Here is a 23,343-nt window from a genome sequence, read left to right on the forward strand (position 1 = left end):
GGGCTGTGGTGACCGCTGGGGCGCCGTTGGTGCGGCGGGCCACCCTGGACGATCTGGAGGCCGTCGCGGTGCTCACCGAGCGGCTGGTGGCCTTCGACGCCCAGTTCGGCTGGGTCACCGTACGCCCGTCCACGCCCGCGGCCATCAGGCTGGACCTGGCGCACCAGGTGCTGGTGGAAGGCGGGCACTGGTGCTGGGTCGCGGAGCTCGACGGCGCGGTGACCGGGATGGTCACCGTCATGTCGCCGGCCCGTTGCGAGTGGATAGCCCAGCAGGTGCACGCGTCGCCGGTGGCGTACGTGGGCACGGTGTTCGTACCGGCGCGGGCCAGAGGGCGGGGAGTGGCGTCCGCGCTGATCGCCCGGGTGCACGCGCACGCCGCGGCGGCGGGGGTGCGGACCATGACGCTCCACCACGCGTTGCCGAACCCGCTGTCCACGGTGTTCTGGGCCCGGCAGGGCTATCGCCCGATCTACACGCAGTGGACCCGCCATCTCGCCTGACCCCGCCGCTCCCGGTTCTCGGCTTTCAGGTCTTTGACGGGAAGGGGGATCAGGGGCGGCCGAGTGCCCGGTAGTGCCAGCCGGCCGAGCGCCACGTCTCCGCGTTGAGCGCGTTGCGTCCGTCCACGATGCGGCGGGTCGCCACCACCGCGCCCAGCTCCTCCGGGTCCAGCTCCACGAACTCCTGCCACTCCGTGAGCAGCAGCACCACGTGGGCGCCGCGAACGGCGTCGATGGCCGACGTGCCGTAGTTCAGCTCGGGGTGAGCCTTACGAGCGTTGTCGAGCGCGATCGGGTCGTACACGGTGACTTGCCCGCCCTGGTGGCCGATCGTCACGGCGACGTCGAGTGCGGGGGAATCGCGGATGTCGTCCGAGTTCGGCTTGAAGGCCGCGCCGAGCACGCCGACCGTGCACCCGTGGAAGGAGCCGCCGGCCAGTTCGCGGGCCAGGTCGACCATGCGGGCGCGGCGGCGCATGTTGATCGCGTCCACCTCGCGCAGGAACGTCAGCGCCTGGTCGGCGCCGAGCTCGCCGGCGCGGGCCATGAAGGCCCTGATGTCCTTGGGCAGGCAGCCGCCGCCGAAGCCGAGCCCGGCGTTGAGGAACCGGCCGCCGATGCGGTCGTCGTACGACAGCGCCTCGGACAGCTGCTTGACGTCGGCGTGGGACGCCTCGCAGACCTCGGCCATCGCGTTGATGAAGGAGATCTTGGTGGCGAGGAACGCGTTCGCCGCCGTCTTGACCAGCTCGGACGTGGGGTAATCGGTCACCACGAAAGGAACGTCGCCCAGCGGCTCGTACACCTCGCGCAGCACCTTCTCCGCACGTTCGGTGCGTACGCCGATCACGATGCGGTCGGGCTTGAGCGTGTCCTGGACGGCGTAACCCTCGCGCAGGAACTCGGGGTTCCAGGCCAGCTCGGCCTCGGACCCGGCAGGAGCGAGCCGGGCCATCTTGTCGGCCAGGCGCTCGGCCGTGCCCACCGGCACGGTGGACTTGCCGACCACCAGGCAGGCCCGGTCGAGCAGCGGGGCGAGGGATTCGATCGCGGCGTCCGCGTAGGAGACGTCCGCGGCGTACTCGCCACGTTTCTGCGGGGTGCCGACGCAGACGAAGTGCACGTCGCCGAAGGCGGCGACCTCCTCGTAGGAGGTGGTGAAGCGAAGGCGGCCGGACTCGAGCCCACGGCGCAGCACGGGCTCCAGCCCGGGCTCGTGGATCGGGAGCTCACCGTTGTTCAGTCGGCGGATCTTGTCGGCGTCGATGTCGAGGCCCAGGACGTCGAATCCGAGATCCGCCATGCAGGCCGCATGCGTGATGCCCAGGTATCCGGTCCCGATCACCGTGAGGCGATATGGCACGAGTGCGCTCCTTTCGATCGCCAGGCATGCTACCGGCCCTCGCTACCTCCTTCGTGCCACCTGCTCCTGTTCGCAAACCGTACCCGCTGGTAACAAGATGCTCGGACGTCCTAGTATTTGACGCATGAGCTTCCCTCTCTACGCGCCCGCCGAAGAGCACGACATGCTCAGGGAGACGGTCCGCGCCCTGGCCGACGAGAAGATCGCCCCGCACGCCGCGGCGGCCGACGAGACAGAGGAGTTCCCCTGGGACGTCTACAAGGCCCTCGTCGCGGCTGACCTGCACGCCGTGCACGTCCCCGAGGAGTACGACGGCGCTGGGGCCGACGCCCTGGCCACCGTGATCGTCATCGAGGAGGTGGCCCGGGCCTGCGCCTCGTCGTCGCTGATCCCGGCCGTGAACAAGCTGGGCACCGTCCCGCTGCTGCTGTCCGCGTCGCCGGAACTGAAGGCGCGCTACCTCACGCCGGTGGCCAAGGGCGAGGCGATGTTCTCGTACGCGCTGTCGGAGGCCGAGGCCGGCTCGGACGCGGCCGCGATGAAGACGCGCGCCGTCCAGGACGGCGACCACTACGTGCTCAACGGCGCCAAGATGTGGATCACGAACGCCGGGGTGTCCGAGTACTACACGGTCATGGCCGTCACCGACCCGTCGGCCGGCGCGCGCGGCATCTCCGCCTTCGTCGTGGAGAAGACTGACGAAGGCGTCTCTTTCGGCCCGAAGGAGAAGAAGCTCGGCATCAAGGGCTCGCCCACGCGCCAGGTGATCCTGGACAACGTCCGCATCCCGGCCGACCGCATGATCGGCGCCCCGGGCACCGGCTTCAAGACCGCGCTCGCCACGCTCGACCACACCCGCATCACCATCGCCGCCCAGGCGCTCGGCATCGCCCAGGGCGCCCTGGACTACGCGATCGGCTACGTCAAGGAACGCAAGCAGTTCGGCCGCGCGATCGCCGACTTCCAGGGCCTGCAGTTCATGATCGCCGACATGGCCATGAAGCTCGAGGCGGCCAGGCAGCTGACGTACCACGCCGCGGCCAAGTCGGAACTCGCCATGAACGGCGCACCCCAGAAGGACCTCACCTTCCTGTCCAGCGCGGCCAAGTGCGCGGCCTCCGACGCCGCCATGGAGATCACGACGGACGCGGTGCAGTTGCTGGGCGGGTACGGGTACACCAGGGAGTTCCCGGTGGAACGCATGATGCGCGACGCCAAGATCACCCAGATCTACGAGGGCACCAACCAGATCCAGCGCATGGTGATGGCTCGGCAGCTCCTGAAGTAAAGGGCATCGTCTTCGCCGGGGGCGCTTCGCGCTGAGGGAGCTCAGGCTGTGACATTGGGGGGCGCGGCCCCCAAGCCCCCGGCTCAAGGGCGTGGTCCTCACGGTGGGGCGCTTCGCGCTGGGGGGTTCGGGCTGTGACATTGGGGGGCGCGGCCCCCCAAACCCCCAGCTCAAAAGCCGCTTCGCCCTCTCGTTGGCCGTTGGATCAATCCCGAGTTCCTTGATCAGGCGCTCGCCTGTGAAGCGAAGCTGGCCAGTGGTTCTCTGAAGCTAATCCGCCAGTGGTCTTCCGGAGCGAAGCCGGCCGGTTGCCCTCGCTGTCGATCCATCGATCGTGGGCGCTGATGCGTGGCTCGAAGCTAGGCCGCCAGCTCGTAGCGGTACCAGTGCCGGGGATCTCCGTCCTCGTGCAGCCACAGCGTGCCGTCCCTGCCGATCTTTCCCTGCGCCCAGCCGGCGGGATGACGGCCGCTTGAGAGAGGCAGACGTTCGAGGCCTTCTCCGTGATCGTGTCGTCCTGTCGATGGGCTCTCTCCGGAGTAAAGGCCGAGCGGGGCTGGCCGTTCCCGTCGAACGCCCTGACGTTGGCGGTGAGGTGCAGGTCGTCTTCGGGGACCGGCCCGTGGCGGCGCTCGCTGCTGATGCCCGCCGGCTCACAGCGGGCGGCGGCCAGGACGATGCCATCCCCGAGAGTGTCGATGCCGGTGAACCAGAGATCGAAAATCCGGCAGCGGGATCTCGCGGGTCTCGGCCCCGTCGCAGATGACGGCGGTCGCGTCGTAGCGTGGAACCGCCGGGAATCGGAGGAGTGCGGGCGGGGGGCGAAGACCTGGGCGGGGTCGGCCAGCAGGGCGACGAGTCGGCCGCCGTGGTCGATGGTCGCGGCCAGCACCTCGTAAGGGGCGTAGCGGTCCGGAAGGGACGCATGCCACGCCAGCCGGCGGTCAGCGACCATGAGCCTTTCTCGTTGTCATCCCTCCCCCGATGATCGCATACGAGGCGATGCTGAGTCGTTGAGCTCGGGCGGGTGCGTGGCCGGTCGAAGAGTTTCGTGCTTGACGAGGCGTATGGCTGGTCGAAGAGTTTCGTGCTTGGCGAGCAATGCGCGAGATCCGCACGCGCGAAAGAGTGAGTGGCGCGGCTGAAGGATTCCTCGGTCGGCCTCACGCGAGTTTTTCGCGTCTCCGCCGGGCGGCTCGGCGTCAGTAGCTGTCGCTCCAGCGATACCAAGGGCCTTGGATGTGTTCAAAGGACGAAGCGACCGACGGATTGGAGTCATCTACCGGTGTGCGTGAGGGGCTCCAGACGTAACCGTAGGGATCCACGCTGGGCCCGTTCTCGCCCACCTTGAAATAGACGCGGTCGCCCTCTCGGTAGATCGCTTGGAACTCGGCCTCCCCGATCTCCTGTGGCTGGTCGGTCGAGTCGTCGGTCGGTCCGGTTGTGCGTGCGACCTGCTCCATCTCGACGAGCGAGCGCATGACGCGCTGCTCCTCGCTGTATCCGCAGGACGTCAACAACGCGAGGGCAAGGCAGGCGGCCGGTATTCTCACGGCTCGATTGTCCCGCAGCACAGAGGGACTGATCGACAGGCCTACTGGCTGTCGGTCTGCCTGACCTCGGCTGCCGCTGCTTCTGTGAAGTCCAGTAAGGCGTGGCGCGCTTGGCGTCCTCGATTCTTTCGGTCCTGCTCGTCGGTGCCCGATGGGATTTCCTCGGTGAGTTTCAGCGCGGCCGACGCGAGTTCGTGGAGTGTCTTGTTCGCGGTGAGAAGGCGCAGTCTGAAGAGGGCTGAGGTGGCGTCGGCCCGTTTCTGATAGGACTCGTCTCGTGCCGTGATGAACGCCGCGCTCCGAGGGTCCTCCTGTTCGCGGTGCCACCGGTCGTTCTGGCTCTTCCTGAAGTCGGTCAGGGCGGCGGCGAAGGTGCTGTAGGCGGCTAATCGCTCCTGCCAGAGTCGGTCTTCTCGCGCGGTCTGGCGGGACTGCCTGGCCGTACGAGCCTGGAACGCGTATGTGACTGCGACTCCGAGCAGGGTTCCCACGACCGCGATGATGCTGGGTATCGCACTTGTCATCACCCCAGTGGAGCACGGGGTCTCTCGTTCGGGCCGGCTCTGTTCGGTTCGTCTGGTTCGGGGCTATGCGGATGGGCTGCCTTGACGAGGGAACTGGTGGCCGACACAGTGTCTGTCCGTGGCGGCTGGATCTCGTGTTCGTATTCGACGGTATTTAGTTTTTGTTGTTGTTGTATTGCTGGTTGTCGTGGTTCTCGCGGTCGGTTTTCTGGGTTGGGATCGCGGGCGGGATGTGCCGGCTGTCAGTTCGCCGCCTGATGGGCCCTGGCCGGATACCGCCAGGTCCACGGTGCTGGTATGCGATGCGCGATTCGAGGGAACCACCTGCGCGGTCAAGCCTGACAGGCGACGTATCGAGCAGGCGTTGCGGGAACTTCCTGGCGCGGTGAGTGTGCGGTTGAGAAGCGGGCGAGAGAGGGCGGCGGAGGCGCTCAGGAACGATCAGGATATGTCGCCGCACATGGCGTGGCCTGATCAGTATGTCGTCGAGTTCGGTCCGGGGATGGATGTGGTGGCGCTTCGGCGGCGCCTGGCTGCGATTCCGGGGTTGTCCAATCCACGGGTGGAGCGGACGTCTTTCTGGCATGACAAGGCCGACATCACGATTCTGGTGTGTCCTCCGAAGGAGAACAATGCCGGTCCCTGTAACGACCGGGGGCAGGTGACCGGTGCCGAGCGCGCAATCATTGAGGAGAAATTGCGCAGCCTGCCGGGGGTTGAGGAAATCTATTTCGAGCCGGTCATGCACCGGCGGGAGGTCATCGCCCGGATGGAACGGTGTCCCCGCCTGCGGGCCGATCGGATCGGGGCGGCCTATCACCTCAAACTCGAATCGGGCGGGTCATTTGCGGCGCTGTGGCCGGACTTGCAGGGCCTGCCCGCGGTGTTCTACGTCTTCGACACGCATGAGCCCGGCATCTCCGACTCCAATCAGGTCGAGGGCAATCGGAACTGTTAGCGTCGCCGCATTCGCGTCTGGAGCCCGTTCTCGCGGTTCGCCGGGGTGGATGACGGCGCAGGGGGCGACACCCGGCACGCCATTCCGGGGCGGGGTTGTGGTTCTGGCCTTCTTGGTGGCGCCTTTCGTTAGGCGCGCTGGTGGTTCTGGACGGTGAGCGTGTAGTCGACGCCGGTGCGGAAGGTGCCGGACGAGCCGCGAATGATCAGCCTGTGCCGGCCGGGCTTCAGCGGTTCCAGCCGGACCCAGAGGCCGCAGGCGAAGGTGGTGTCGGTGACCCCCGCGTCGGTCACCAGGACGTCGTCCTCTTCCAGCCGTTCCGGCTTGATCGTCCTTCCGTCGAGTACGGCCCTGCCCTTCGCCGTGGCCATGAACGTCCGGCAGCCCGATTCCGTGTCGGTCTTGTTGACCAGCGGGAAGTCCAGCGGACGTCCCGGGGGCACCGTGCAGGACCGGCGTAGGGTGCCGCCGAACGTGCCGGCCAGGAACCACACGTCGTCGGGCTGATTCCGGTCGCAGAACTCCCCGGTCCTGTTCCATACGGGGTTCGTGTCCTGGGGCTCGGCCCATGCCCACGTCCACCAGCGGCCTTGCGGGATGCTCGGCTCCGCGGCGACCTGCGGCGGTGGCGAGGAGGCGGGGATGCCTTGGGTGACGTCCTGCCGGGCCATCCCGCAGCCGCTGAGCAGGCCGATCGTCAGGACAAGCGATAAGCGGGGGGAGCCTTGGAACATTCGAACATGGTAGGTCCGATCAAGGTCTTCGTCGGTCTTCTGCGTGTTTGTCCAGTTCGGCTTGCCGGGATTTGGCTAGGTGTACTAGACGGCTCCCTGGGGAACGATCGACGTTGTCGATCATGTCGAAACACTTTGAAGTGATCTTCGATTCACCTGACCTCGCGACCGATGCCGAGATCGAGGGCTTGCCCAAGGTCACCGACTACTACACCGCCACCATGACCCGCACGGGGAAACGCTGGACCGCCACCTGCCGCGACCTCCCCGGCGGGCGGGTCGTCGAGGCGCAGGGAAAGTCGTGGCGAGAGGCCCGGCGCGGCGTCGGCCGTCTCATCTCCGATGCGGTGGCGGGCGAGCCCGGCCTGGCCGCGGTCCACGTCGTGCCCGCCGATCCCGAGGAGGACGCCCTTCTGGCGGCCGTCCTGGACGCACGCTACGAGCGCGCGTACGCCGAGCAGGCGGAGCGGGACGCGGTGCGGCACGCCGCCCGCACGCTCCTCGACAGGGGGTGGACGACGCGCGACGTGGGGAGTTTGCTGCTGCTGTCGCACCAGCGCATCTCCCAGATCGTCCGCAGGCCGGCCGGCCAGATCTCCCACAGGCCGAGCGATGAGAGCGCGGGCGGGTCAGCCGACCGGATCGCCGACGGGCCGAGCGATGAGAGCGCCGGCGGGCCGGCCGACCAAATTGCCGACAGGCCGGCCGACCGGATCATCGACAGGCTGAGCGATGAGAGCGTCGGCGGCCCGGCTGACTAGATCGTCCGTGGGCTACTTGGCGGCGCGGACGCGGACGTGGCCCGTGGTGCTGCGGGCGACGATCGTCCGGTCGCCGTCCTCGGCCGATTCGAGTTCCGAGCGCGCGGTCCCGTCCGTGCTCCGCGCCGTCACCTTGTAGGACCCCCTGGGGACGGTGGCCGTCACGCCGCCGTCCCTGGACTGCAGGTCGAGGTCGGCCGGTGGGGTGACGAAGGCCAGGTCGATCAGGCCGCTCAAGGTTCGTGCCCGCACGCCGCCCGACTTGAGCCCGTCGCCGGTGATCGGGCTGTCCTCGCCGCGCAGCCGGAGCCTGCCCGAGGTGCCGGAGACCTGGATGCGGCCTCTGGAGACCACGTCCACGTCCTGGGTGAGGTCCTTGAGTATCACGCCGTCGTCGCCGGTCTCGACGGTCAGCCGTACGGTGGGCGGGACCCGGACGTGGTAGCGGGCGCCGCAGTCGCCGAACACGATCGTGCAGTGGGCGCTGAGACGCAGCGTGCCGTCCCTGAGCGACCAGGTGGGGGAGTTGGACGCCTTGCCCCGGGTCCAGCGTTCCACCTCGATGGACGTGCCGGTGCCGGGCAGCACGCGCACCCCGCCCAGCGAGGACTTGATCGTCAGTTGGATGCCGGTTAAGGGGAACGCCTCGGTCGCGTGGACCTCCTTGGCGTCGAGCCCGACGCCGCATCCGGTCGTCACGGCGGTCAGCGCGAGCGCCATCGCCGTCCCTGCCAGGATTCGCCTCATGGTCACGATGCTGGCAGCGGGGCCACAGGCGCCCCATCGGCCATCTGACCGACCGAGATCGGCCATCCGGCCGATCTCGGCCACAGGTCTCGGCCACAGGTCTCGGCTACAGGTCTGGGCTACAGATTTGCGGCTACAGGCCTCGGCTTACACGGGCCGGCTTCGGGTTTCGGCCCAACGTCCCGGCCCAACGTCCCGGCCCAACGTCCCGGCCCAACGTCCCGGCCCAACGTCCCGGCTACAGGGCCGTCTGGAGGGCGGTGACGTGGGCGAGCGGTTCGGGGCCGATGGGGCGCAGCACCACCGTGTGCGCGCCCGCCGCCCACAGGCTCTTGACCGCCGCGGCCGCCTCCTCCGCCGTCCCCGCCGCCATCACCACCTCATCGGGCGAGACCTTGAGGAACGCGGCCTGCTCGGCCGCCTTCTCGCGGGTGGCCGCGTGCGCGTCGGCGCCGATGTACAGGTACGTGAACACCACCAGCTCGTGGTCATCGGCCGCCGCGAAGTGGGCCTTGTCGGCCGTCGCGAGGTGGGCCTCGTCGGCCGCCGTGAGGTGGGCCTTGTCGGCCGTCGTGGAGTGGGCCTTGTCGGCCGCGCCATGGGCCTCGCCCGCCGCGATGTGGTCGAGGATCGTGGGGAACTGGGCGGGGCCCAGGCCCTCGGGGACGATGGTGCCCTGCGCGAGGCGTCCTGACAGGGCCAGCGAGCGCGGGCTCACCACCCCGGCCAGCACGGGCGGCGGCTCGGCCGGCGGGTGCACCAGCCGCACGCCGTCCAGGTGGACGGTCTTGCCGTGCAGGGTCACGCTCTCGCCGCGCAGCAGCGCCCGCACGGCCGTGATCGTCTCCTCCAGCAGCGTCAGCGGGGACGAGACCGCCGCCCCGACCTGGCGCATCCAGTCTTGGACGCCGTGACCGACGCCGGCCGCCAGACGCCCGGGGTGCATCCTGGCCAGGTTCGCCAGTTCCATGGCCAGCAGCATCGGGTTGCGCAGCGGCGCGGGCGTGATGCCGATGCCCACCCGCAGGCGGGAGGTGACCGCGAGCGCGGTGGCGGCCGAGGAGACGGCGCCGGTCCAGCCCAGGTCCTCCACCACCCACAGGTCGTCGACCGCGGTGCCGTCGAGCGCCCGGGCGAACGGGATCAGCCCCTCGGGCGGCAGGTCACGGTCGTACATCACGCCAAGTCGCATACAAGCCTCCGGTCACACATCACGCGAAATCTCACAGAACCGCTGGTCGCACGTCACGCGAAGTCGCATCCAAGCTCCGGTCACGCGAAGTCACATCCGAGCCCCGGTCACGCGATCCTCCAGTAGTACCGGAACAGGCGGCCGACCTCCGAGTACCCGGCACGCGTGAACGCCTTCGCCGTAGGCACGTTGTCGACGTCCGTCGCCGCGATGATGCGTTCCAACCCCGCCTCGGCCAGCGTCCTGGTACCCCTGGCCAGCAGGTCGTCGACGTATCCCCGGCCGCGGTGCTCGGGCAGCACCCCGATGTAGGCGATGGAGTGGTGATCGGGCGCCACCAGCCCGACCGGCGAGTCGCCCAGGTAGCCGATCACGAACCAGTCCGGCTTGGCCTTGCGGCTCAGCAGGTCGTCGTACATCCATCGGGCCTCGTGCGCGGCGCCCATGGTGGCCACCTCGACCCGCGTGTCGTGGTCGAGCGAGCCCTCGGAGATGCGAATGAGCACGTCGAGCACCTCGTCGGGGGACATCCTGCGGGCTGGACGGTAGTCGAGCCGCCCGGGATCGACGGGCACGTCGCTGCCCGCGAGCCATTCGAGCATCAGCCGTTCGACCTCCATGACGAACCCGGCCCTGGTCAGCGCCTCGTGCTGGACGGCACGATCCACCACGGGGGTCAGGCCGGGCTTCAGCGAGATGTCATGGATGATCTTGGTAAGCTCCATGGCCGCCAGGCTGCGCGTCAGCAACCCGGCCGCGGCCACCGGGTCGGGCCCGGGCTCGAACTGCCAGATGGTCACCGGCTCCGCGCCCGCGAAGGGCGCCCAGTACGCCAGCCGCGCCTGGCCGTCGGCGAAGCACCACTCCGGCCGGGTCTGGCCCTCGTCGAAGGCCGACACCAACTGCGATCGCGCGGGCTCAGGAAACTCATCGAACGAGGACTGATCGGACAACGTGAAAGCCTCCACACCTCAAGGGGGCTCTCCGTGCGGCCACGAGCGCGAGGCTACGCGGCCGTGGGGAGGTGTGCCCCTGGATGACCGGATCGGGCAGATGCCTGCATCGTCTCGCACACCTCCTCTCCGTTCTGATCCATTTTACGCCGCCGCGTCCAGTGCGGCACGGGCCTCGCTCACCGAATCGCTCGTGGTGAAGTGCCGGTCGAGGTTCGTGATGGTGAGCAGATGGCTGATCATGCCGGGGGCGAGGACCAGGATCATGCGTCCGTGCGCCTGCTGGACGTGGTTGAGCGTCGCCACCAGCACCCCGAGCCCCACCGAGTCGCAGAACGGCACCTCGGTGAGATCGACGATCAGGTTGAGTGGATCCGCCGAAGCGATCGCCTGATCCAGTTCCGCCCGCAACCGGGGGGCACCCGCCACGTCGAGGTCCCCCACGACGTGCAGCAACGTACAGGGGTCCTCCCGCCAAGACCTGACCACCATGGGCCACACCTGCCCGAACAGCCGAAAGATATGCCTATTTCTTACATATGTTCTGCATTGCCGTTTTCGTGGTTGGTGTAACGCTCGGCTTGGCAGAAGGCGCGGCGGAAGGCTTGGTCTTCTTCACCTTCGGCTGGTCGCTGCCCACGATGACCTCGATGCCCTCGACGTCGGCCTCCCGTACGTCCGCGCCGGGGATGACCGCGGCCACCGCCCGCGCGGCGGCCTCCTGACCGGCGGGATGACGGACCACGGTCTTCTTGTAGTCCTTGCGCTTGGTGTTGCCGGGCTCGTCGGGGACCTTGAAGCCGGCCGCGACCAGCCCCGCCTTGGTGCGGGCGCCCAGGCCGGTGATGAGCGTGCCGTTGAGCACCTCCAGCGTGATGCGCTCGGGCGGGACGGCGGCCTGCGTCGGCTTCACCGACGGCGAAGCGCTGGCGGTGGGGGTGGGCTTGGCCGGATCCTGGTCGGCGTTGATCTTGGCGAACATGTCACGCGCGGCCTGCTTGTCCCACAACACCGCGGACTCGCCGGTCGGCGAGGTGAAGTTGACCTTCGACAGCGGCACGTCCGCGAACTTCACGTCGTCCAGCGAGACGTCCCTGAGCTGCTGCGCCAGCCCGATCAGCCCGTCGTCGGGGTCGACCTTGATCGTGCTCAGCGTCGAGTTGACGAACGAGGCCAGCTTGCCGGGGTTGGCCAGGGTCTCGGCGCTCAGCGCCCGGTCGAGCAGGGCCGAGATGACCTGCTGCTGCCGGCCGATGCGGTCGAGGTCGGAGCGCAGGGTGGCGCGGGTGCGCGCGTAGCCGAGCGCCTGGGCGCCCAGCAGCTGGTGGGTGCCCGCGGTCAGGTTGAGCCCGGTCTTGGGGTCGTTGATCGGCACCGGCGTGCACACCGTGACGCCGCCCAGCGAGTCGACGACGTCGATGAAGCCGAGGACGTTCACCTCGATGTAGCGGTTGATCTTCAGCCCGGTGGCCTGCTCCACGGTCTGCAGCGTCAGCTTCGGCCCGCCGTACTGGTACGCCGAATTGATCTTGTGCTCGCCCTTGCCCGGGATGGTGGTCCAGGTGTCGCGCGGCAGGCTCACCACGGTGATCTTCTTGTGGTCCTCCGACAGGTGGATCACCATCATGGTGTCGGTGCGCTGACCGGACTCGCGGCCCAGCTTGAGCAGGTTCTGCTGCTGCCTGGTGAGGTCGTCGCGCTTGTCGACGCCGACGAGCAGGATGTTCTCCGCCCCGCTCGACCCGGTGCGGGTGACGCCCGCGTCGACGGTGCCGATCTGGCGCGGCGTGGCCCACACGACCCCGGTGCCGACCAGCACGCCCGTCGACAGGAGACCGGCGATGATCACGTTGCGGCGCCTGGCCCTGGCGCTCTTGAGCGGCCTGCGCGCACGTGCGGGGGTGAGCCTGACGCCGCCGTAGGCGTCCCCGCCCACGTGCACTCCGGCGTCATCGTCACCCGGGTCGTGCATGTGCTTTCCCCTCAGTGTCGGGCTTTCGATTGCCTTCCTCCCCTGGTCGTACAGTAGCGTGAGCCCCGCCATGAAGCAGTTCCCCGACTCGCCGCACGCGCCCGCGGAGACGCGCGGCTGGCCGCCCATCTCCGTCGTCATGCCGGTCCTCAACGAGGAGCGGCACCTACGCGAGGCCGTCGATCAGGTGCTCGCCCAGAGCTATCCGGGCGAGATCGAGGTCGTGCTCGCCGTAGGCCCGTCCCAAGACCGCACCCAGGAGGTCGCCGACGCCATCGCGGCGGCCGATCCCCGGGTGACCGTGGTGCCCAACCCCACGGGCCGCACACCCAACGCGCTCAACGCCGCGATCGCCGCCTCGCGCAACGGCATCATCGCCAGGGTCGACGGGCACGCCATGCTGCCCGCCGACTACCTGCGCGTCGCGGTCGAGACCCTGGCGGAGACCGGCGCCGACAACGTCGGCGGCATCATGGCCGCCGAGGGCGTCACGCCGTTCGAGCAGGCGGTGGCCTGCGCGATGACGTCCAAGATCGGGGTGGGCGCGGCCGCCTTCCACGTGGGCGGCACGCCGGGCCCGGCCGACACCGTCTACCTCGGCGTGTTCAGGCGCACCGCGCTCGACCGCGTCGGCGGCTACGACGAGCACTTCCAGCGCGCCCAGGACTGGGAGATGAACCACCGCATCCGCCAGACCGGCGGCCTGGTGTGGTTCCAGCCGCGCATGCGCGTCTCCTACCGGCCGCGCCCGAACGTCAAGGCGCTGGCCAAGCAGTACTTCCACTACGGCCGCTGGCGGCGCGTGGTGGCGCGCACCCACGAGGGCACGATCAACCTGCGCTACCTGGCCCCGCCCGCCGCGGTGCTGGCCATGCTGCTCGGGCTGGTCGTCTCGCCGTTCTTCCCGCTGGGCCTGATCGTCCCCGGCGGCTACGCGCTGGCCATCCTGGCCGGCTCGGTGCTGACCGGCGGCTCGCTGCCCGGCGCGGCCAAGCTGCGGCTGCCCCTCGTGTACGCCACCATGCACATCTCCTGGGGCTGGGGCTTCCTCACGAGCCCGAGAAAACTCGCTCGACCGCCGCGTCGAACCGGGTGAGCCCGTCCGGATACTCCGGGCCGAACAGGTAACTCCTGAGCTTGACCCTGGCCAGGGCCAGCGTGTCCTCACCATCGAGGAAGTCCGCCAGCCCGGCCAGGTCCTTGCCGAGCAGCACGCCCGCCTCGGTGCTCGGGTACCGCTCGTGGAAGGCCCGCTCGGGCAGCCCGGCCACGTTCGTCACCGCGTACGGCTTCTCGCTGGCCAGGAAGTCGGCGACCACGCTGGAGATGTCGCTGATCAGCAGGTCGCACTGGTTGAAGCACTCGTACAGGTGCGGCTCGCGGCCGGTGACGATCAGGTGCCTGATCTGCGAGCCGTCCGTCGTGCTGGACGGGTGCCTGGCCTTCGACTTGGCCAGCTCGGCCGCCTCGATCATGGCCACGATCTTCTTGTGCGCCCGGGTGGCCGCCTTGTCGCGGTCGCCGGTCAGCGGGTGCGGCTTGTAGATCACCCGCAGCGGCGGGTCGTGGTCGAGCAGCGCGCGCACGATACGCGGCCCCATGGTGATGAGCGAGGTGTGGAACAGGTCGTCGTTCCAGCCCTCCCAGGTGGGCGCGTACAGCACGGTCCGGTACGGCAGCCCGGGCCCGTACGTGGAGATGCCCTCAAGCTGGGGACGCCCCACCTCGTGCACGTTCTCGTCCCTGACCCCGACCTTGGCCCGCCGGTACCGGTCGCGCCCGGCCGGCCCGGCCACCCACACCTCGTCGTAGACCCGCGAGAACGGGTTGAACGAGGCCTCCTTGTCGCTGTCGCCGTGGTTGACGAACGCGCTGCGCAGGGTGGGGATGCGCAGCATGTGCACGTTCTTGCCGGTGTTGGCCACGTACAGGCAGAGCTTGGCGCTGGACAGCGGCTGGAAGCTCATCAGGTCGCCCGACGACGGGATGCACAACATGGGCAGCCTGGTGCCCTCCAGGTGCGCGGCCATGCCGCGCTCGCGCAGCACCACGACCGCCCGCCGGCCGATGCGCTCCAGGGTTGGCAGCCACATCCTGGCCTGGTAGGCCGACGACGGGGTGCCGGAGAAGTACAGGATCACCTCGGGCCGGTAGGCGCTGACCTGCCTGCCGATCACGTCCATCACCCGGTCCTTGTCGGTGAGCGGGGCGGCGCGGCGCACGTACGGGACGAGCGCGACGGACGCGGCCGCGCCGATCAGCAGCGCCAGCCCGGCGCCCAGCGCGCCGGCCGCGACGCCGAAGGCCGAGCCGAGCACCGGCAGCGCGTCGAGACAGAGGAAACGCGCGCTCTGCTGACCGCCGAGGAAGGCCGGCGGCATCTTGGGTATGCGCAGCTCGGACACGTCCAGGTTGCGCGTGGTGATCGGCATCCGGCTCAGCGTGTGACGCAGCCGCAGGGCCAGCCCGGCCTGTACGGCCCGCATCCCGTGGACGCCGAAAAGCCCGGCCGCCAGCGCCACGAACCACGGCGAGTCGGGGCCGGCCGTCCGCGCCACCAGCAGCAGCGCGGCCACCTCCCTGGCCACGAACCGCAGCGTCACCCCGAGGTGCACCCGGGCCAGCGCGCAGGTGAACCACCGCGCGCGCCGGGGCGCCAGGTATTCAAGCGGGTACGAGACGACCGCGACCAGCCCGAACGCCACCGGCGCCGGCCACAGCGCGGCCACCAGCAACGCCGGGTAGCAGCAGAGCAGCGCGACGATCACGCTGAGTTTCCTCATGTGATCGCACGGTATCAACCCCTAGGTCAAGTGGCGTCCACACGCACGTCTATGACTTGCCCGGTTACGCCGGAGATGAGGACGTCCAGCGAGGTCTGGGCCACGGCGCGCGGAGACTGGCCGGTATGGAGGGGGTTGACGCAGTTGACCCGGATGCCGTCGGGCGCCCACTCCTCGGCCAGCGCCTGGGCCAGGTTGGCGACCGCGGCCGTGGCCGAGGAGTGCAGGCTGCGCCCGGCCCGGCCGCGCAGGTGCCCGGGTGAGGTGTAGAACAGCAGGGACCTGCGCACGTGCGCGTGGGCGGCGCGGGCCACGTTGATCGCGCCCAGGTAGGTGACGCCCACGGTCGCGGCCACGCTCTCGTCGCTCGCCTCGGCCAGGCGGCCCTCGTGCGCCACGCCGGCCGCGTTGACCACGTAGTCGGCCGTGCCGACGTGGGCCAGCGCCTTGGCCACCGCGTGCGGATCGTCGACCCGCACCTCGGCCCTGGAGAACGCGTGGACCCGGGCGCCGTGCGCGCCCGCCAGCCCGGCCAGCTCCGCGCCCACGCCGTGGTTGCCGCCGAAGACCACCACCGTGCTGCCGTCGAGCGCCGCGCGGCGGTCGGCGGGCACCGGGGCGACCGCGGCGAGCTGGAACAGCCGGTCGGCGATCAGCAGGTCGGCCGGGTGGGTGACCTTCATGTTGTGCTCGCTGCCCGGCACGATGAAGATCGGCACGTCGGGGCGGTAACGCAGCACCACGCCGCAGTCGTCGGTGGCCGGGCGCCGCTCGAACTCCGGGTCGGCGAAGGCCCGCTGGTAGGCGTCGCGGATGACCGACAGGCGGAAACACTGCGGGGTCTGGGCGCGGCGCAGCCATCGCCGGTCCGGGCTGTCGCGGACCACCTCGCCGTCCGGGCCAGGTGCGGCCACGATCATCGTGTCGGAGCTCGGGATCGCCACGTCGACGGCCTCGTAGGTCCGCAGGGCGCGGACGCAGTCGGTGATGATCCGCGGCTCCAGCAGCGGTCGCACGGCGTCGTGCAGCAGCACGTCGCACTCCTGCCGGCCCACGGCCTCCAGCGCCCGCCAGGTGCTCTCCGTGCGGCTCGCGCCGCCGTCGACGACCTGGCTGACCTTGCTGAAACCGCCCCTGGCGACGATCTCGCGCACCTGGTCGGCGTAGCCCGGCGTCATCAGGACGACGACCTCGTCGACCTCGGGCGCGGACTCGAACAGGGCGAGCGTGTGCTCGATGATCGCCCGGCCGGCGACCTTGACGAGCTGCTTGGGGGTGGCGAGCCCGACCCGCTGCCCCACGCCGCCCGCGAGCACCACACCGACCGTCCGCAGCCGTGAATCCATAACCCGGAGCGTAGTGGAAGGCCGCGGCTCGGCCGCGGGGCGCGGATGACGCCACGGCCGGACTTTCCCGTCAGGTAACGGTCCTGTTCCGTGATATCCCGTTGACCCGTCGCTACGCTGTGTCTACGCAATCCCTCGTCCATCGCGTCAGCGAGCGACCGGGAGGAGACCTGCGCTTTGCCCGACTCATTGACCCCGGACTCGTTGAGCACGGAGAGCGCGACCACGTCGGTCGTGCTGCTGGCCACCACGCCGGCGTGCAAGCTCTCCTGCGCCGACGGCACCCTGCTCGACCGGATCAGCGATCAGCTGACCGTGCTGCCCGTGCGCGACGTGCGGGTGGTGAGCGCGGGCGGCGGGCTCGGGGCCGATCTGCGCGGCGTGGCCGGGATCGCCAGGACCTCGTCGGGCGCGGTGGTCGTGCTCCCGGCCGACCTGGTCGCCCACACCGAGGCGCTGGCGCTGCTGCTCGAACACCCGGCCCGCGACACCGCCGCGCTGATCTCCTACGACGCCGTCGGCGGCCCGATGCGACCGCCGGTCAGGATCGAAGGCGGCAAGATCGTCGCGGCCGGCAGCTCGTTCCACACCGTGCCCGAGGTGAACGCCACCTTCCGCGGCGTGCTGCAGACCGGCGAGGCCGACCTGGCCTCGCTGGCCGACATCGCCGAGGAGCTGGCCGAGCTGGCCGACACCGGCAGGCTCGGCCCCGTCACCCCGGTCGAGGCCGTCGACCTGCTGCTGGTCGGCCTGGTCAGGTCCGGGGTGCCAGTGCGCGCCGCGGTGCTCGGGCCGCTGCACGCCGACCGGGTGACCGGCCAGCTCTCCGCCGACAACGCCCTGTCCAGGCTGTCGGAGGTGGACGAGGCCAGGGTCAGGCTGGAGACCTCGGTCAAGGCCGACGACGGCTTCTTCGCCACGTTCTTTGTCTCGTCGTGGACGAAATACCTGGTCAAACCGGCGGTACGGCTGAAGCTGACCCCCAACGCCGTCACCGGGATCTCGCTCGGGCTGGCCCTGCTCGCCGCGGTCTGGTTCTCCGCCGGCACCAGGCCGGGGCAGATCGCCGGGGCGCTCCTGTTCTACCTGTCGTTCGCGCTCGACTGCCTCGACGGGCAGATCGCCCGCTACACCCGGACGTTCTCGCCGCTCGGCGCCTGGGCCGACGGCATGTCGGACCGGCTCAAGGAATACCTCGTCTACGTCGGCCTGGCCTTCGGCTACCAGGGCGGGACGGACATCTGGCACCTGGCCGTGGCCGCGATGGTGCTGCAGGTCGTCAGGCACGCCGTCGACTACACCTACGCCGGCGCCGTGGCCGACTCCGGCCGGGTCGGCGCGCTGTGGGGGCGGCCCAGGCGCTCGCTGCTGGAGTCGGCGGGCGGCGACCGTCCCGCGCCCGGCGTGCTCGGCCTGGCCCAGCGGATGGAGCGGGAGAGCGTCACCCGCTGGCTCAAGAAGATCATCATTCTGCCCATCGGCGAGCGCACGGCGCTGATCGCCGTCACGGCCGCGGTGTGGAACGCCAGGGTGACGTTCCTGGCGCTGCTCGGCTGGGGCGTGCTGGCGGCGGCCTACCAGGTGCTCGGCAGGATCGCGAGGTCGTCACGGTGATAGCCGTCCACATGACCCCGGTGCCCGACAGCACGGTCGTCGCCTACCGCGACGACGGGGCGCTCTCGCGCTCCATGGGCCTGCTCGTGGCCGGGCAGCTGCCGCCGCTGCCGCCGGTGGTGGCGGGCACGTTCGTCACCGGCGTGCTGCTGCTGATCGGCGTGGCCGCGTCCGACGGGCTGGCGGTGTTCGCGCCGGCCGTCACGCTGCTGCTGGCCGGGCCGGGCAGCAGCCACCCGCACGACGGCAGGCTCGACTGGCTGGTGCCGCCCATCCTGCGCCTGATCGAGTACAGCTTCATCGCGGCGGTCGCGTTCGCGCACGGGATCTCGCCGGTGCTGATCTTCCTGGTGCTCGGCGCGATGGCCTTCCACCACTACGACCTGGTGTACCGGATCCGCCAGCACGTCTACCCGCCGCCCTGGCTGTCGACGTTCGGCCTGGGCTGGGACGGCCGCATGATGCTGGTCGCGCTGGCCGCCATCAGCGGCTGGGTCACCACCGGCTACGTCGTGCTCGCGGTGTACCTGTGGTGCCTGTTCGGCTGGGAGAGCCTCACCTGCTGGCTCGCCGCGCCCCGATCCGGGGTCGATGCCACCGAGATGGGAACGCAAGACTAACGGCGGATTACCCGCAGAGGGTCCAAAGGCAACTACCCTTTGGGCCTACGTAGACATGCTCGACCTAGGAGTGCACGTTGCTGGGAATGGTGCTGGCCGCTGGAGCCGGACGACGCCTGCGGCCGTACACCGACACGTTGCCGAAGGCGCTCGTGCCGGTCGACGGCGAGACCACGATCATGGACATCTCGCTGCGCAACCTCGCCGAGGTGGGCCTGCGCGACGTCGTGGTCGTCGTCGGTTACGCGGCGCAGGCCGTACACGAGCGTAAGGACGCCCTGGAGCAGCGGCACGGCGTCAAGCTCACCCTCGTGCACAACGACAAGGCCGAGGAGTGGAACAACGCCTACTCCCTGTGGTGCGCCCGCGACTACTTCGCCCAGGGCGCGCTGCTGGTCAACGGCGACACCGTGCACCCGGTCTCGGTCGAGAAGACGCTGCTGGCCGCCCCGGAGACCAGCGACATCCTGCTGGCCGTCGACAACGTCAAGAAGCTGGCCGACGAGGAGATGAAGGTCACCCTCGACGGCTCCGCGCTCAAGCGCATCACCAAGCTGATGGACCCGGCCGAGGCGTACGGCGAGTACATCGGCGCCACGCTCATCCGCCCCGGCGCGGCCGGCCGCTTGGCCGACGCGCTCAAGGCCACCTTCGAGCGCGACCCCCAGCTCTACTACGAGGACGGCTACCAGGAGATGGTCGAGCGCGGCGAGCAGATCCACGTCGCGCCCATCGGCGAGGTCGACTGGGTCGAGGTGGACAACCACGACGACCTGGCGAAGGCTCGCACCATAGCCGTTCGCTACTGAGGGGGCGTGCATGCCGCTTCTCGCCAGGATGCTGCCCGCGCCACTGCTCATGGAGGTCAGGCGGGGGGCGGTGGCCGAGCTCGGCGCCCTGCTCGCCGACAGCCGGGTGGCCACCTCGGGCCGGGTCGCCGTGGCCGTCGGCCCCGGGCAGGGTGACCATATCGAGAGCCTGATCGCGCCCACGCTGGGCGAGGCCGAGGTGTTCAGGGTGGCCGACGGCACCGTCGACGCGGCCGTCTCGCTCGGCGCCGACCTGCGCAAGGGCGCCTACGAAGTGGTGGTGGGCGTCGGCGGCGGCAAGACCATCGACGCCACCAAGTACGCCGCCTCGCTGGCCGGCATCCCCATGGTCGCGGTGGCCACGAACCTGTCGCACGACGGCATCTGCTCGCCGACCGCCTCCCTCGTGTACGAGGGCGGCAAGGGCTCCTTCGGCGTGCCGATGCCGCTGGCGATCCTGGTCGACCTCGACTTCGTGCACAGCGCGCCCAAGCACCTGGTCAGGGCCGGCGTGGGCGACGTGGTCAGCAACCTGTCGGCCATCGACGACTGGCAGCTCGGCAACGTCGAGCGCGGCGAGCCGATCGACGGCCTGGCCTGCTCGATGGCGCGCACCGCGGCCGAGGCGCTGATCGGCCGCTCCGACGGGATCGAGTCCGACGCGTTCCTGACCGTGCTGGCCGAATCGCTTATCTTGTCCGGGATGTCGATGGTGATCGCCGGCTCATCCCGGCCCGCGAGCGGCGGAGACCATGAGATCCTTCATGCCGTGGATCAGCTCTTCCCCGGCACCTCCAACCACGGCGAGCTCGCCGGCATCGGTGCCGCCTTCTGCTACTTCCTCAGGGAGGACACGGCTCGGGTCAAGCAGGTGACCGACTGCCTGCGCCGGCACGAGCTGCCCGTCGCGCCCGGCGACATCGGGCTGACGAGCGAGCAGTTCGCCGAAGTGGTGGCGCTGGCGCCGTCGACCCGTCCCGGGCGCTACACGATCCTCGAGCACCTGCGCATGCAGGACTCCGAGATCCGCGATCGGGTGGAGGACTATGTCCGCGCCTTCGGTAGCTGAGCTGCGGCAGGTCGCCCAGCCCGAGGGCCACCTGGAGCGCAGGAACGGCGAACACTGGGCCGGCGCGCTCTACATGCGCCGGCTGTCGATCTACGTCACCTGGCTGATGACCAAGACCCCCGTCACGCCCAACCAGCTCACCTGGGTGATGACGGTGGCCGGGGTCGCGGCCGGCGTGGTGCTGGCCCTGCCGGGGCTGTGGGCCGCGGTGGGCGCCTTCCTGCTCGTCCAGGTCTATCTGCTGCTCGACTGCTCCGACGGCGAGCTGGCCCGCTGGACGGGCAAGACCTCGCTGGCCGGCGTCTACCTCGACCGGGTCGGCGCCTACTTCTGCGAGGCGGCGGTGCTGGCCGGGCTGGGCTGGCGGGCCTCCGCGATGCTGCCCGACTGGTACACCGTCATGGGCTTCGCCGCCGCGCTCGGCGCGATCCTGATCAAGGCCGAGACCGATCTGGTCGACGTGGCCCGCGCCAAGGGCGGGCTGTCCACCGCTTCGGAGTCGTCCGGGGTGCAGTTCCGCTCCGGGCTGCTCGGGCTGGGCCGACGGGTGTTGTCGGCCACCAAGTTCCACCGGATCGTGCAGCCGATCGAGTTGTCCATGCTCGCGCTGGTCACGGCCGTGATCGACGTGGCGGCCGGCAACCTGACGGCCACCAGGGTGCTCGTCGTGGCCTGCCTCGTCGCGGCCGCGCTGCAGACCGTGCTCCATTTGGTCAGCATCCTGGCGTCGCGGCGGCTGGCGTGATCTCATGTCGGAACCGGCAGCGCTCCCCGTCCGTCCTATTGATCGGACGTCCGCCGTTCGGTGGGGGTTCACTACCGGTTCCGATACGCTTAGCTCCACCAGCCAGACAACACGCAGACCCAGCAGACTCGGTGATCATGAAAGAATGCTCCGCCCGTGTCCTCAACGCGTCAGGACGATGACCCGTTGAAGATCTCGTGCGTCATCCTCACCATGGGCAACCGGGTCGCGGAGCTGAACCGGGCGGTCGAGTCCGCGCTGAACCAGGTCGACGGCGACGTCGAGGTGGTGATCGTGGGCAACGGCGCGGATGTGCCCGAGGTGTCGGCGACGCCACCCGAGGGGTCGGCCGCGGTCGTCAAGACGATCCGGCTCGATCAGAACGCGGGCATTCCCGCCGGCCGCAATCGCGGCGTGGAGGAGTGCTCGGGCGATGTCGTGCTGTTCCTCGACGACGACGGCTGGTACGCCAACCAGAAGGTCGTGGCGCACGTACGCGACAGGTTCGCCACCGAGCCCGACCTGGCGGTGATCTCCTTCCGGGTGATGGACCCCGACGGCGGCATCGGCCAGCGCCGGCACGTGCCCCGGCTGCGCGCCGGAGACCCGCAGCGCTCGTCTCCCGTCACCACGTTCCTCGGCGGCGCCTCGGCCATTCGCAGGTCGGCGTTCCTGCAGGTCGGCGGGCTGCCCGAGAAGTTCTTCTACGCTCATGAGGAGACCGACCTGGCCTGGCGGCTGCTGGGCGAGGGCTACCGCATCGAGTACGACGCCGAGACCGTCATGTACCACCCGCAGGTCCCGCCCACCAGGCACGCGCAGTTCTACCGGCTCAACGCGCGCAACCGGGTGTGGCTGGCCAGGCGCAACCTGCCCTGGCCGCTGGCGGTCCTCTACCTGACCAACTGGGTGGGCCTCACGCTGCTGCGCGAGCGCGGCTCCGGGCTGGCGCTCAAGGCGTGGTTCTCGGGGTTCGTCGAGGGCCTGCGCACGCCGGCCGGGGAGCGCCGTCCGATGGCCTGGCGCACGGCCTGGCGCATGGTCAAGCTCGGCCGCCCGCCGATCGTCTAGCCCCGTTCCCTAGACCGGTTCCGCTTCGCCGAACGCCATCTCCACGTGCGACATCGTGGTGCTGAACAGCGCCCGCTTGGGCAGGCCGAGCTCGCTCAGCTCCTTGGCGATGGGATGGTTGCCCAGGCGGATCAGCGCGCCGCCGGGGCGCATCCTGGCCCCGCGCGCGTGCACCGACCAGGGCGTGCGCCGGGTGACGCCGTCGCGGTGGGTGAAGGCGTCGAGCGGCGCCATGGCGGCCGCGCCCGGCAGCGGGACGCCCGGCTTGACGAGCAGGTCGAGCACCAGCCTGCCGTCCTTACGCAGGATGCACCGCTTGTACGGCGACGACAGCCGCAGGTCGATGTCGGCCAGCTCCTTCGGGAAGCCCCAGATCGTCCGGCCGGCCTCCAGCGTGAACGGCTGGTCGACGGGCAGCCAGTGCACGAACAGCCCGGACCGCCGCAGCTCACCGAGCCCGGCCGCGCCAGGCACGCCCGGCGGGCGGATCAGGAAGCCCATGCCGAACTCGTGGTAGGCGTCGAGGTCGCTGTCGCGGTACTCGACGAACAGCAGCGTGCAGAGGGCCTTGCCGGGCAGGGGCTCCGCCACGTCGAGCCCGGAGTAGGCGATCACCGCGCGGGCGGCGTCGGCTCGGACGGGGAACAGGGCGCTGCAGATGGTGGCGTCCCGTACGCGCACAGGCATGCTCACCGTCCGGCCTTGGATGAGATGCGATGCCATAGCCTCCAGTACATC

The 23,343-nt window shown here is 69.9% G+C and carries 23 protein-coding genes; 11 read left to right on the top strand and 12 right to left on the bottom strand.

From position 1 onward, the window contains the following. Positions 1–503 (top strand): GNAT family N-acetyltransferase (locus tag HII36_RS34465; RefSeq protein ID WP_217370336.1); only part of this gene is annotated, 503 nt, incomplete at its 5' end. 49 nt (positions 504–552) lie between these two features. Here HII36_RS34465 and HII36_RS34470 read toward each other — a convergent pair. Continuing rightward, on the bottom strand, positions 553–1,866 hold the full coding sequence (locus tag HII36_RS34470) for a UDP-glucose dehydrogenase family protein (RefSeq protein ID WP_173527501.1): 1,314 nt from the start codon (positions 1,864–1,866) through the stop codon (positions 553–555). Between the two features lie 124 nt (positions 1,867–1,990). Here HII36_RS34470 and HII36_RS34475 point away from each other — a divergent pair, with 124 nt between their 5' ends. Next, positions 1,991–3,154 carry an acyl-CoA dehydrogenase family protein gene (locus HII36_RS34475; protein WP_173527502.1) on the top strand — a complete coding sequence of 388 codons (1,164 nt, stop codon included), beginning with the start codon at positions 1,991–1,993 and terminating at the stop codon, positions 3,152–3,154. 1,202 nt (positions 3,155–4,356) lie between these two features. Here the strand turns inward: HII36_RS34475 and HII36_RS34480 are convergent. Both HII36_RS34480 and HII36_RS34485 read right to left on the bottom strand, forming a co-directional pair. Beyond that, a complete protein-coding gene (locus tag HII36_RS34480) occupies positions 4,357–4,635 on the bottom strand; it encodes a hypothetical protein (RefSeq protein ID WP_173527503.1) in 279 nt (92 codons plus the stop codon). A gap of 113 nt (positions 4,636–4,748) precedes the next feature. Beyond that, positions 4,749–5,198, bottom strand: coding sequence for a hypothetical protein (locus HII36_RS34485; protein WP_173527504.1), 450 nt, complete (start codon positions 5,196–5,198; stop codon positions 4,749–4,751). Between the two features lie 151 nt (positions 5,199–5,349). Between HII36_RS34485 and HII36_RS34490 the strand changes: the two genes are divergently transcribed. Next, positions 5,350–6,189 (top strand): hypothetical protein, encoded by an 840-nt coding sequence (locus HII36_RS34490; RefSeq protein WP_173527505.1) that lies wholly within the window; start codon positions 5,350–5,352, stop codon positions 6,187–6,189. 128 nt (positions 6,190–6,317) lie between these two features. Here HII36_RS34490 and HII36_RS55965 read toward each other — a convergent pair whose 3' ends face one another. Then, a complete protein-coding gene (locus tag HII36_RS55965; RefSeq protein ID WP_217370337.1) occupies positions 6,318–6,923 on the bottom strand; it encodes a signal protein in 606 nt (201 codons plus the stop codon). Between the two features lie 113 nt (positions 6,924–7,036). Between HII36_RS55965 and HII36_RS34500 the strand changes: the two genes are divergently transcribed. Then, complete coding sequence (locus HII36_RS34500; RefSeq protein WP_173527506.1) at positions 7,037–7,684, top strand: hypothetical protein; 648 nt, start codon at positions 7,037–7,039, stop codon at positions 7,682–7,684. Between the two features lie 12 nt (positions 7,685–7,696). On the opposite strand, the gene HII36_RS34505 is transcribed toward HII36_RS34500, so the two are convergent. The 5 genes from HII36_RS34505 to HII36_RS34525 all read right to left on the bottom strand — a co-directional run bounded on the left by HII36_RS34505 (position 7,697) and on the right by HII36_RS34525 (position 12,548). Continuing rightward, positions 7,697–8,431: a DUF4097 family beta strand repeat-containing protein gene (locus HII36_RS34505; RefSeq protein WP_173527507.1), complete on the bottom strand. Its 735-nt coding sequence runs from the start codon at positions 8,429–8,431 to the stop codon at positions 7,697–7,699. A gap of 238 nt (positions 8,432–8,669) precedes the next feature. Next, positions 8,670–9,623: an LLM class flavin-dependent oxidoreductase gene (locus HII36_RS34510; protein ID WP_173527508.1), complete on the bottom strand. Its 954-nt coding sequence runs from the start codon at positions 9,621–9,623 to the stop codon at positions 8,670–8,672. Between the two features lie 107 nt (positions 9,624–9,730). Then, positions 9,731–10,576 (bottom strand): GNAT family N-acetyltransferase, encoded by an 846-nt coding sequence (locus HII36_RS55970; protein WP_217370338.1) that lies wholly within the window; start codon positions 10,574–10,576, stop codon positions 9,731–9,733. 144 nt (positions 10,577–10,720) lie between these two features. Next, the gene (locus tag HII36_RS34520) at positions 10,721–11,068 is read right to left on the bottom strand and encodes an STAS domain-containing protein (protein WP_173527509.1); all 348 of its coding nucleotides are present in this window, start codon (positions 11,066–11,068) and stop codon (positions 10,721–10,723) included. A gap of 34 nt (positions 11,069–11,102) precedes the next feature. Further along, positions 11,103–12,548 (bottom strand): LCP family protein, encoded by a 1,446-nt coding sequence (locus tag HII36_RS34525; RefSeq protein ID WP_173527510.1) that lies wholly within the window; start codon positions 12,546–12,548, stop codon positions 11,103–11,105. A gap of 70 nt (positions 12,549–12,618) precedes the next feature. Here HII36_RS34525 and HII36_RS34530 point away from each other — a divergent pair, with 70 nt between their 5' ends. Beyond that, positions 12,619–13,644: a glycosyltransferase family 2 protein gene (locus HII36_RS34530; RefSeq protein ID WP_173527524.1), complete on the top strand. Its 1,026-nt coding sequence runs from the start codon at positions 12,619–12,621 to the stop codon at positions 13,642–13,644. On the opposite strand, the gene HII36_RS34535 is transcribed toward HII36_RS34530, so the two are convergent. Next, entirely contained in the window at positions 13,598–15,331 is a 1,734-nt protein-coding gene (locus tag HII36_RS34535) for a CDP-glycerol glycerophosphotransferase family protein (protein WP_217370339.1), read from the bottom strand. The genes HII36_RS34530 and HII36_RS34535 overlap by 47 nt on opposite strands. Before the next feature lie 26 nt (positions 15,332–15,357). Further along, positions 15,358–16,677, bottom strand: coding sequence for a bifunctional cytidylyltransferase/SDR family oxidoreductase (locus tag HII36_RS34540; protein ID WP_173527511.1), 1,320 nt, complete (start codon positions 16,675–16,677; stop codon positions 15,358–15,360). Between the two features lie 177 nt (positions 16,678–16,854). On the opposite strand from HII36_RS34540, the gene HII36_RS58170 reads away from it, so the two are divergent. From HII36_RS58170 to HII36_RS34570, 6 genes are all read left to right on the top strand, one after another. After that, positions 16,855–18,291: a CDP-alcohol phosphatidyltransferase family protein gene (locus HII36_RS58170; RefSeq protein WP_268959686.1), complete on the top strand. Its 1,437-nt coding sequence runs from the start codon at positions 16,855–16,857 to the stop codon at positions 18,289–18,291. 11 nt (positions 18,292–18,302) lie between these two features. Next, positions 18,303–18,911 carry a DUF5941 domain-containing protein gene (locus tag HII36_RS58175; protein ID WP_217370340.1) on the top strand — a complete coding sequence of 203 codons (609 nt, stop codon included), beginning with the start codon at positions 18,303–18,305 and terminating at the stop codon, positions 18,909–18,911. A gap of 77 nt (positions 18,912–18,988) precedes the next feature. Beyond that, on the top strand, positions 18,989–19,720 hold the full coding sequence (locus HII36_RS34555) for a phosphocholine cytidylyltransferase family protein (protein WP_173527513.1): 732 nt from the start codon (positions 18,989–18,991) through the stop codon (positions 19,718–19,720). 28 nt (positions 19,721–19,748) lie between these two features. After that, positions 19,749–20,789 (top strand): iron-containing alcohol dehydrogenase family protein, encoded by a 1,041-nt coding sequence (locus tag HII36_RS34560; RefSeq protein ID WP_173527527.1) that lies wholly within the window; start codon positions 19,749–19,751, stop codon positions 20,787–20,789. After that, positions 20,767–21,534, top strand: coding sequence for a CDP-alcohol phosphatidyltransferase family protein (locus HII36_RS34565; RefSeq protein WP_173527514.1), 768 nt, complete (start codon positions 20,767–20,769; stop codon positions 21,532–21,534). The genes HII36_RS34560 and HII36_RS34565 overlap by 23 nt, the downstream gene beginning before the upstream one ends. A 186-nt stretch (positions 21,535–21,720) precedes the next feature. Continuing rightward, positions 21,721–22,605 carry a glycosyltransferase family 2 protein gene (locus HII36_RS34570; protein ID WP_173527515.1) on the top strand — a complete coding sequence of 295 codons (885 nt, stop codon included), beginning with the start codon at positions 21,721–21,723 and terminating at the stop codon, positions 22,603–22,605. A gap of 9 nt (positions 22,606–22,614) precedes the next feature. Here HII36_RS34570 and HII36_RS34575 read toward each other — a convergent pair whose 3' ends face one another. Next, positions 22,615–23,292 (bottom strand): acetoacetate decarboxylase family protein, encoded by a 678-nt coding sequence (locus tag HII36_RS34575; protein ID WP_236004165.1) that lies wholly within the window; start codon positions 23,290–23,292, stop codon positions 22,615–22,617. Between the last annotated feature and the right edge of the window lie 51 nt (positions 23,293–23,343).

Source organism: Nonomuraea antri (assembly GCF_013283785.1).
Taxonomy (GTDB): Bacteria; Actinomycetota; Actinomycetes; order Streptosporangiales; family Streptosporangiaceae; genus Nonomuraea; species Nonomuraea antri.

What these genes read in the sequence shown, in the direction of transcription:
- HII36_RS34540 (WP_173527511.1), bottom strand. Translation starts at nt 16,677, where the DNA reads ATGGATTCACGGCTGCGGACGGTCGGTGTGGTGCTCGCGGGCGGCGTG.
- HII36_RS34565 (WP_173527514.1), top strand. Translation starts at nt 20,767, where the DNA reads ATGTCCGCGCCTTCGGTAGCTGAGCTGCGGCAGGTCGCCCAGCCCGAG.
- HII36_RS34475 (WP_173527502.1), top strand. Translation starts at nt 1,991, where the DNA reads ATGAGCTTCCCTCTCTACGCGCCCGCCGAAGAGCACGACATGCTCAGG.
- HII36_RS34510 (WP_173527508.1), bottom strand. Translation starts at nt 9,623, where the DNA reads ATGCGACTTGGCGTGATGTACGACCGTGACCTGCCGCCCGAGGGGCTG.
- HII36_RS55965 (WP_217370337.1), bottom strand. Translation starts at nt 6,923, where the DNA reads ATGTTCCAAGGCTCCCCCCGCTTATCGCTTGTCCTGACGATCGGCCTG.
- HII36_RS34530 (WP_173527524.1), top strand. Translation starts at nt 12,619, where the DNA reads ATGAAGCAGTTCCCCGACTCGCCGCACGCGCCCGCGGAGACGCGCGGC.
- HII36_RS34575 (WP_236004165.1), bottom strand. Translation starts at nt 23,292, where the DNA reads ATGCCTGTGCGCGTACGGGACGCCACCATCTGCAGCGCCCTGTTCCCC.
- HII36_RS34505 (WP_173527507.1), bottom strand. Translation starts at nt 8,431, where the DNA reads ATGAGGCGAATCCTGGCAGGGACGGCGATGGCGCTCGCGCTGACCGCC.
- HII36_RS34525 (WP_173527510.1), bottom strand. Translation starts at nt 12,548, where the DNA reads ATGCACGACCCGGGTGACGATGACGCCGGAGTGCACGTGGGCGGGGAC.
- HII36_RS58175 (WP_217370340.1), top strand. Translation starts at nt 18,303, where the DNA reads ATGACCCCGGTGCCCGACAGCACGGTCGTCGCCTACCGCGACGACGGG.
- HII36_RS34520 (WP_173527509.1), bottom strand. Translation starts at nt 11,068, where the DNA reads ATGGTGGTCAGGTCTTGGCGGGAGGACCCCTGTACGTTGCTGCACGTC.
- HII36_RS34480 (WP_173527503.1), bottom strand. Translation starts at nt 4,635, where the DNA reads ATGCGCTCGCTCGTCGAGATGGAGCAGGTCGCACGCACAACCGGACCG.
- HII36_RS34535 (WP_217370339.1), bottom strand. Translation starts at nt 15,331, where the DNA reads ATGAGGAAACTCAGCGTGATCGTCGCGCTGCTCTGCTGCTACCCGGCG.
- HII36_RS34560 (WP_173527527.1), top strand. Translation starts at nt 19,749, where the DNA reads ATGCTGCCCGCGCCACTGCTCATGGAGGTCAGGCGGGGGGCGGTGGCC.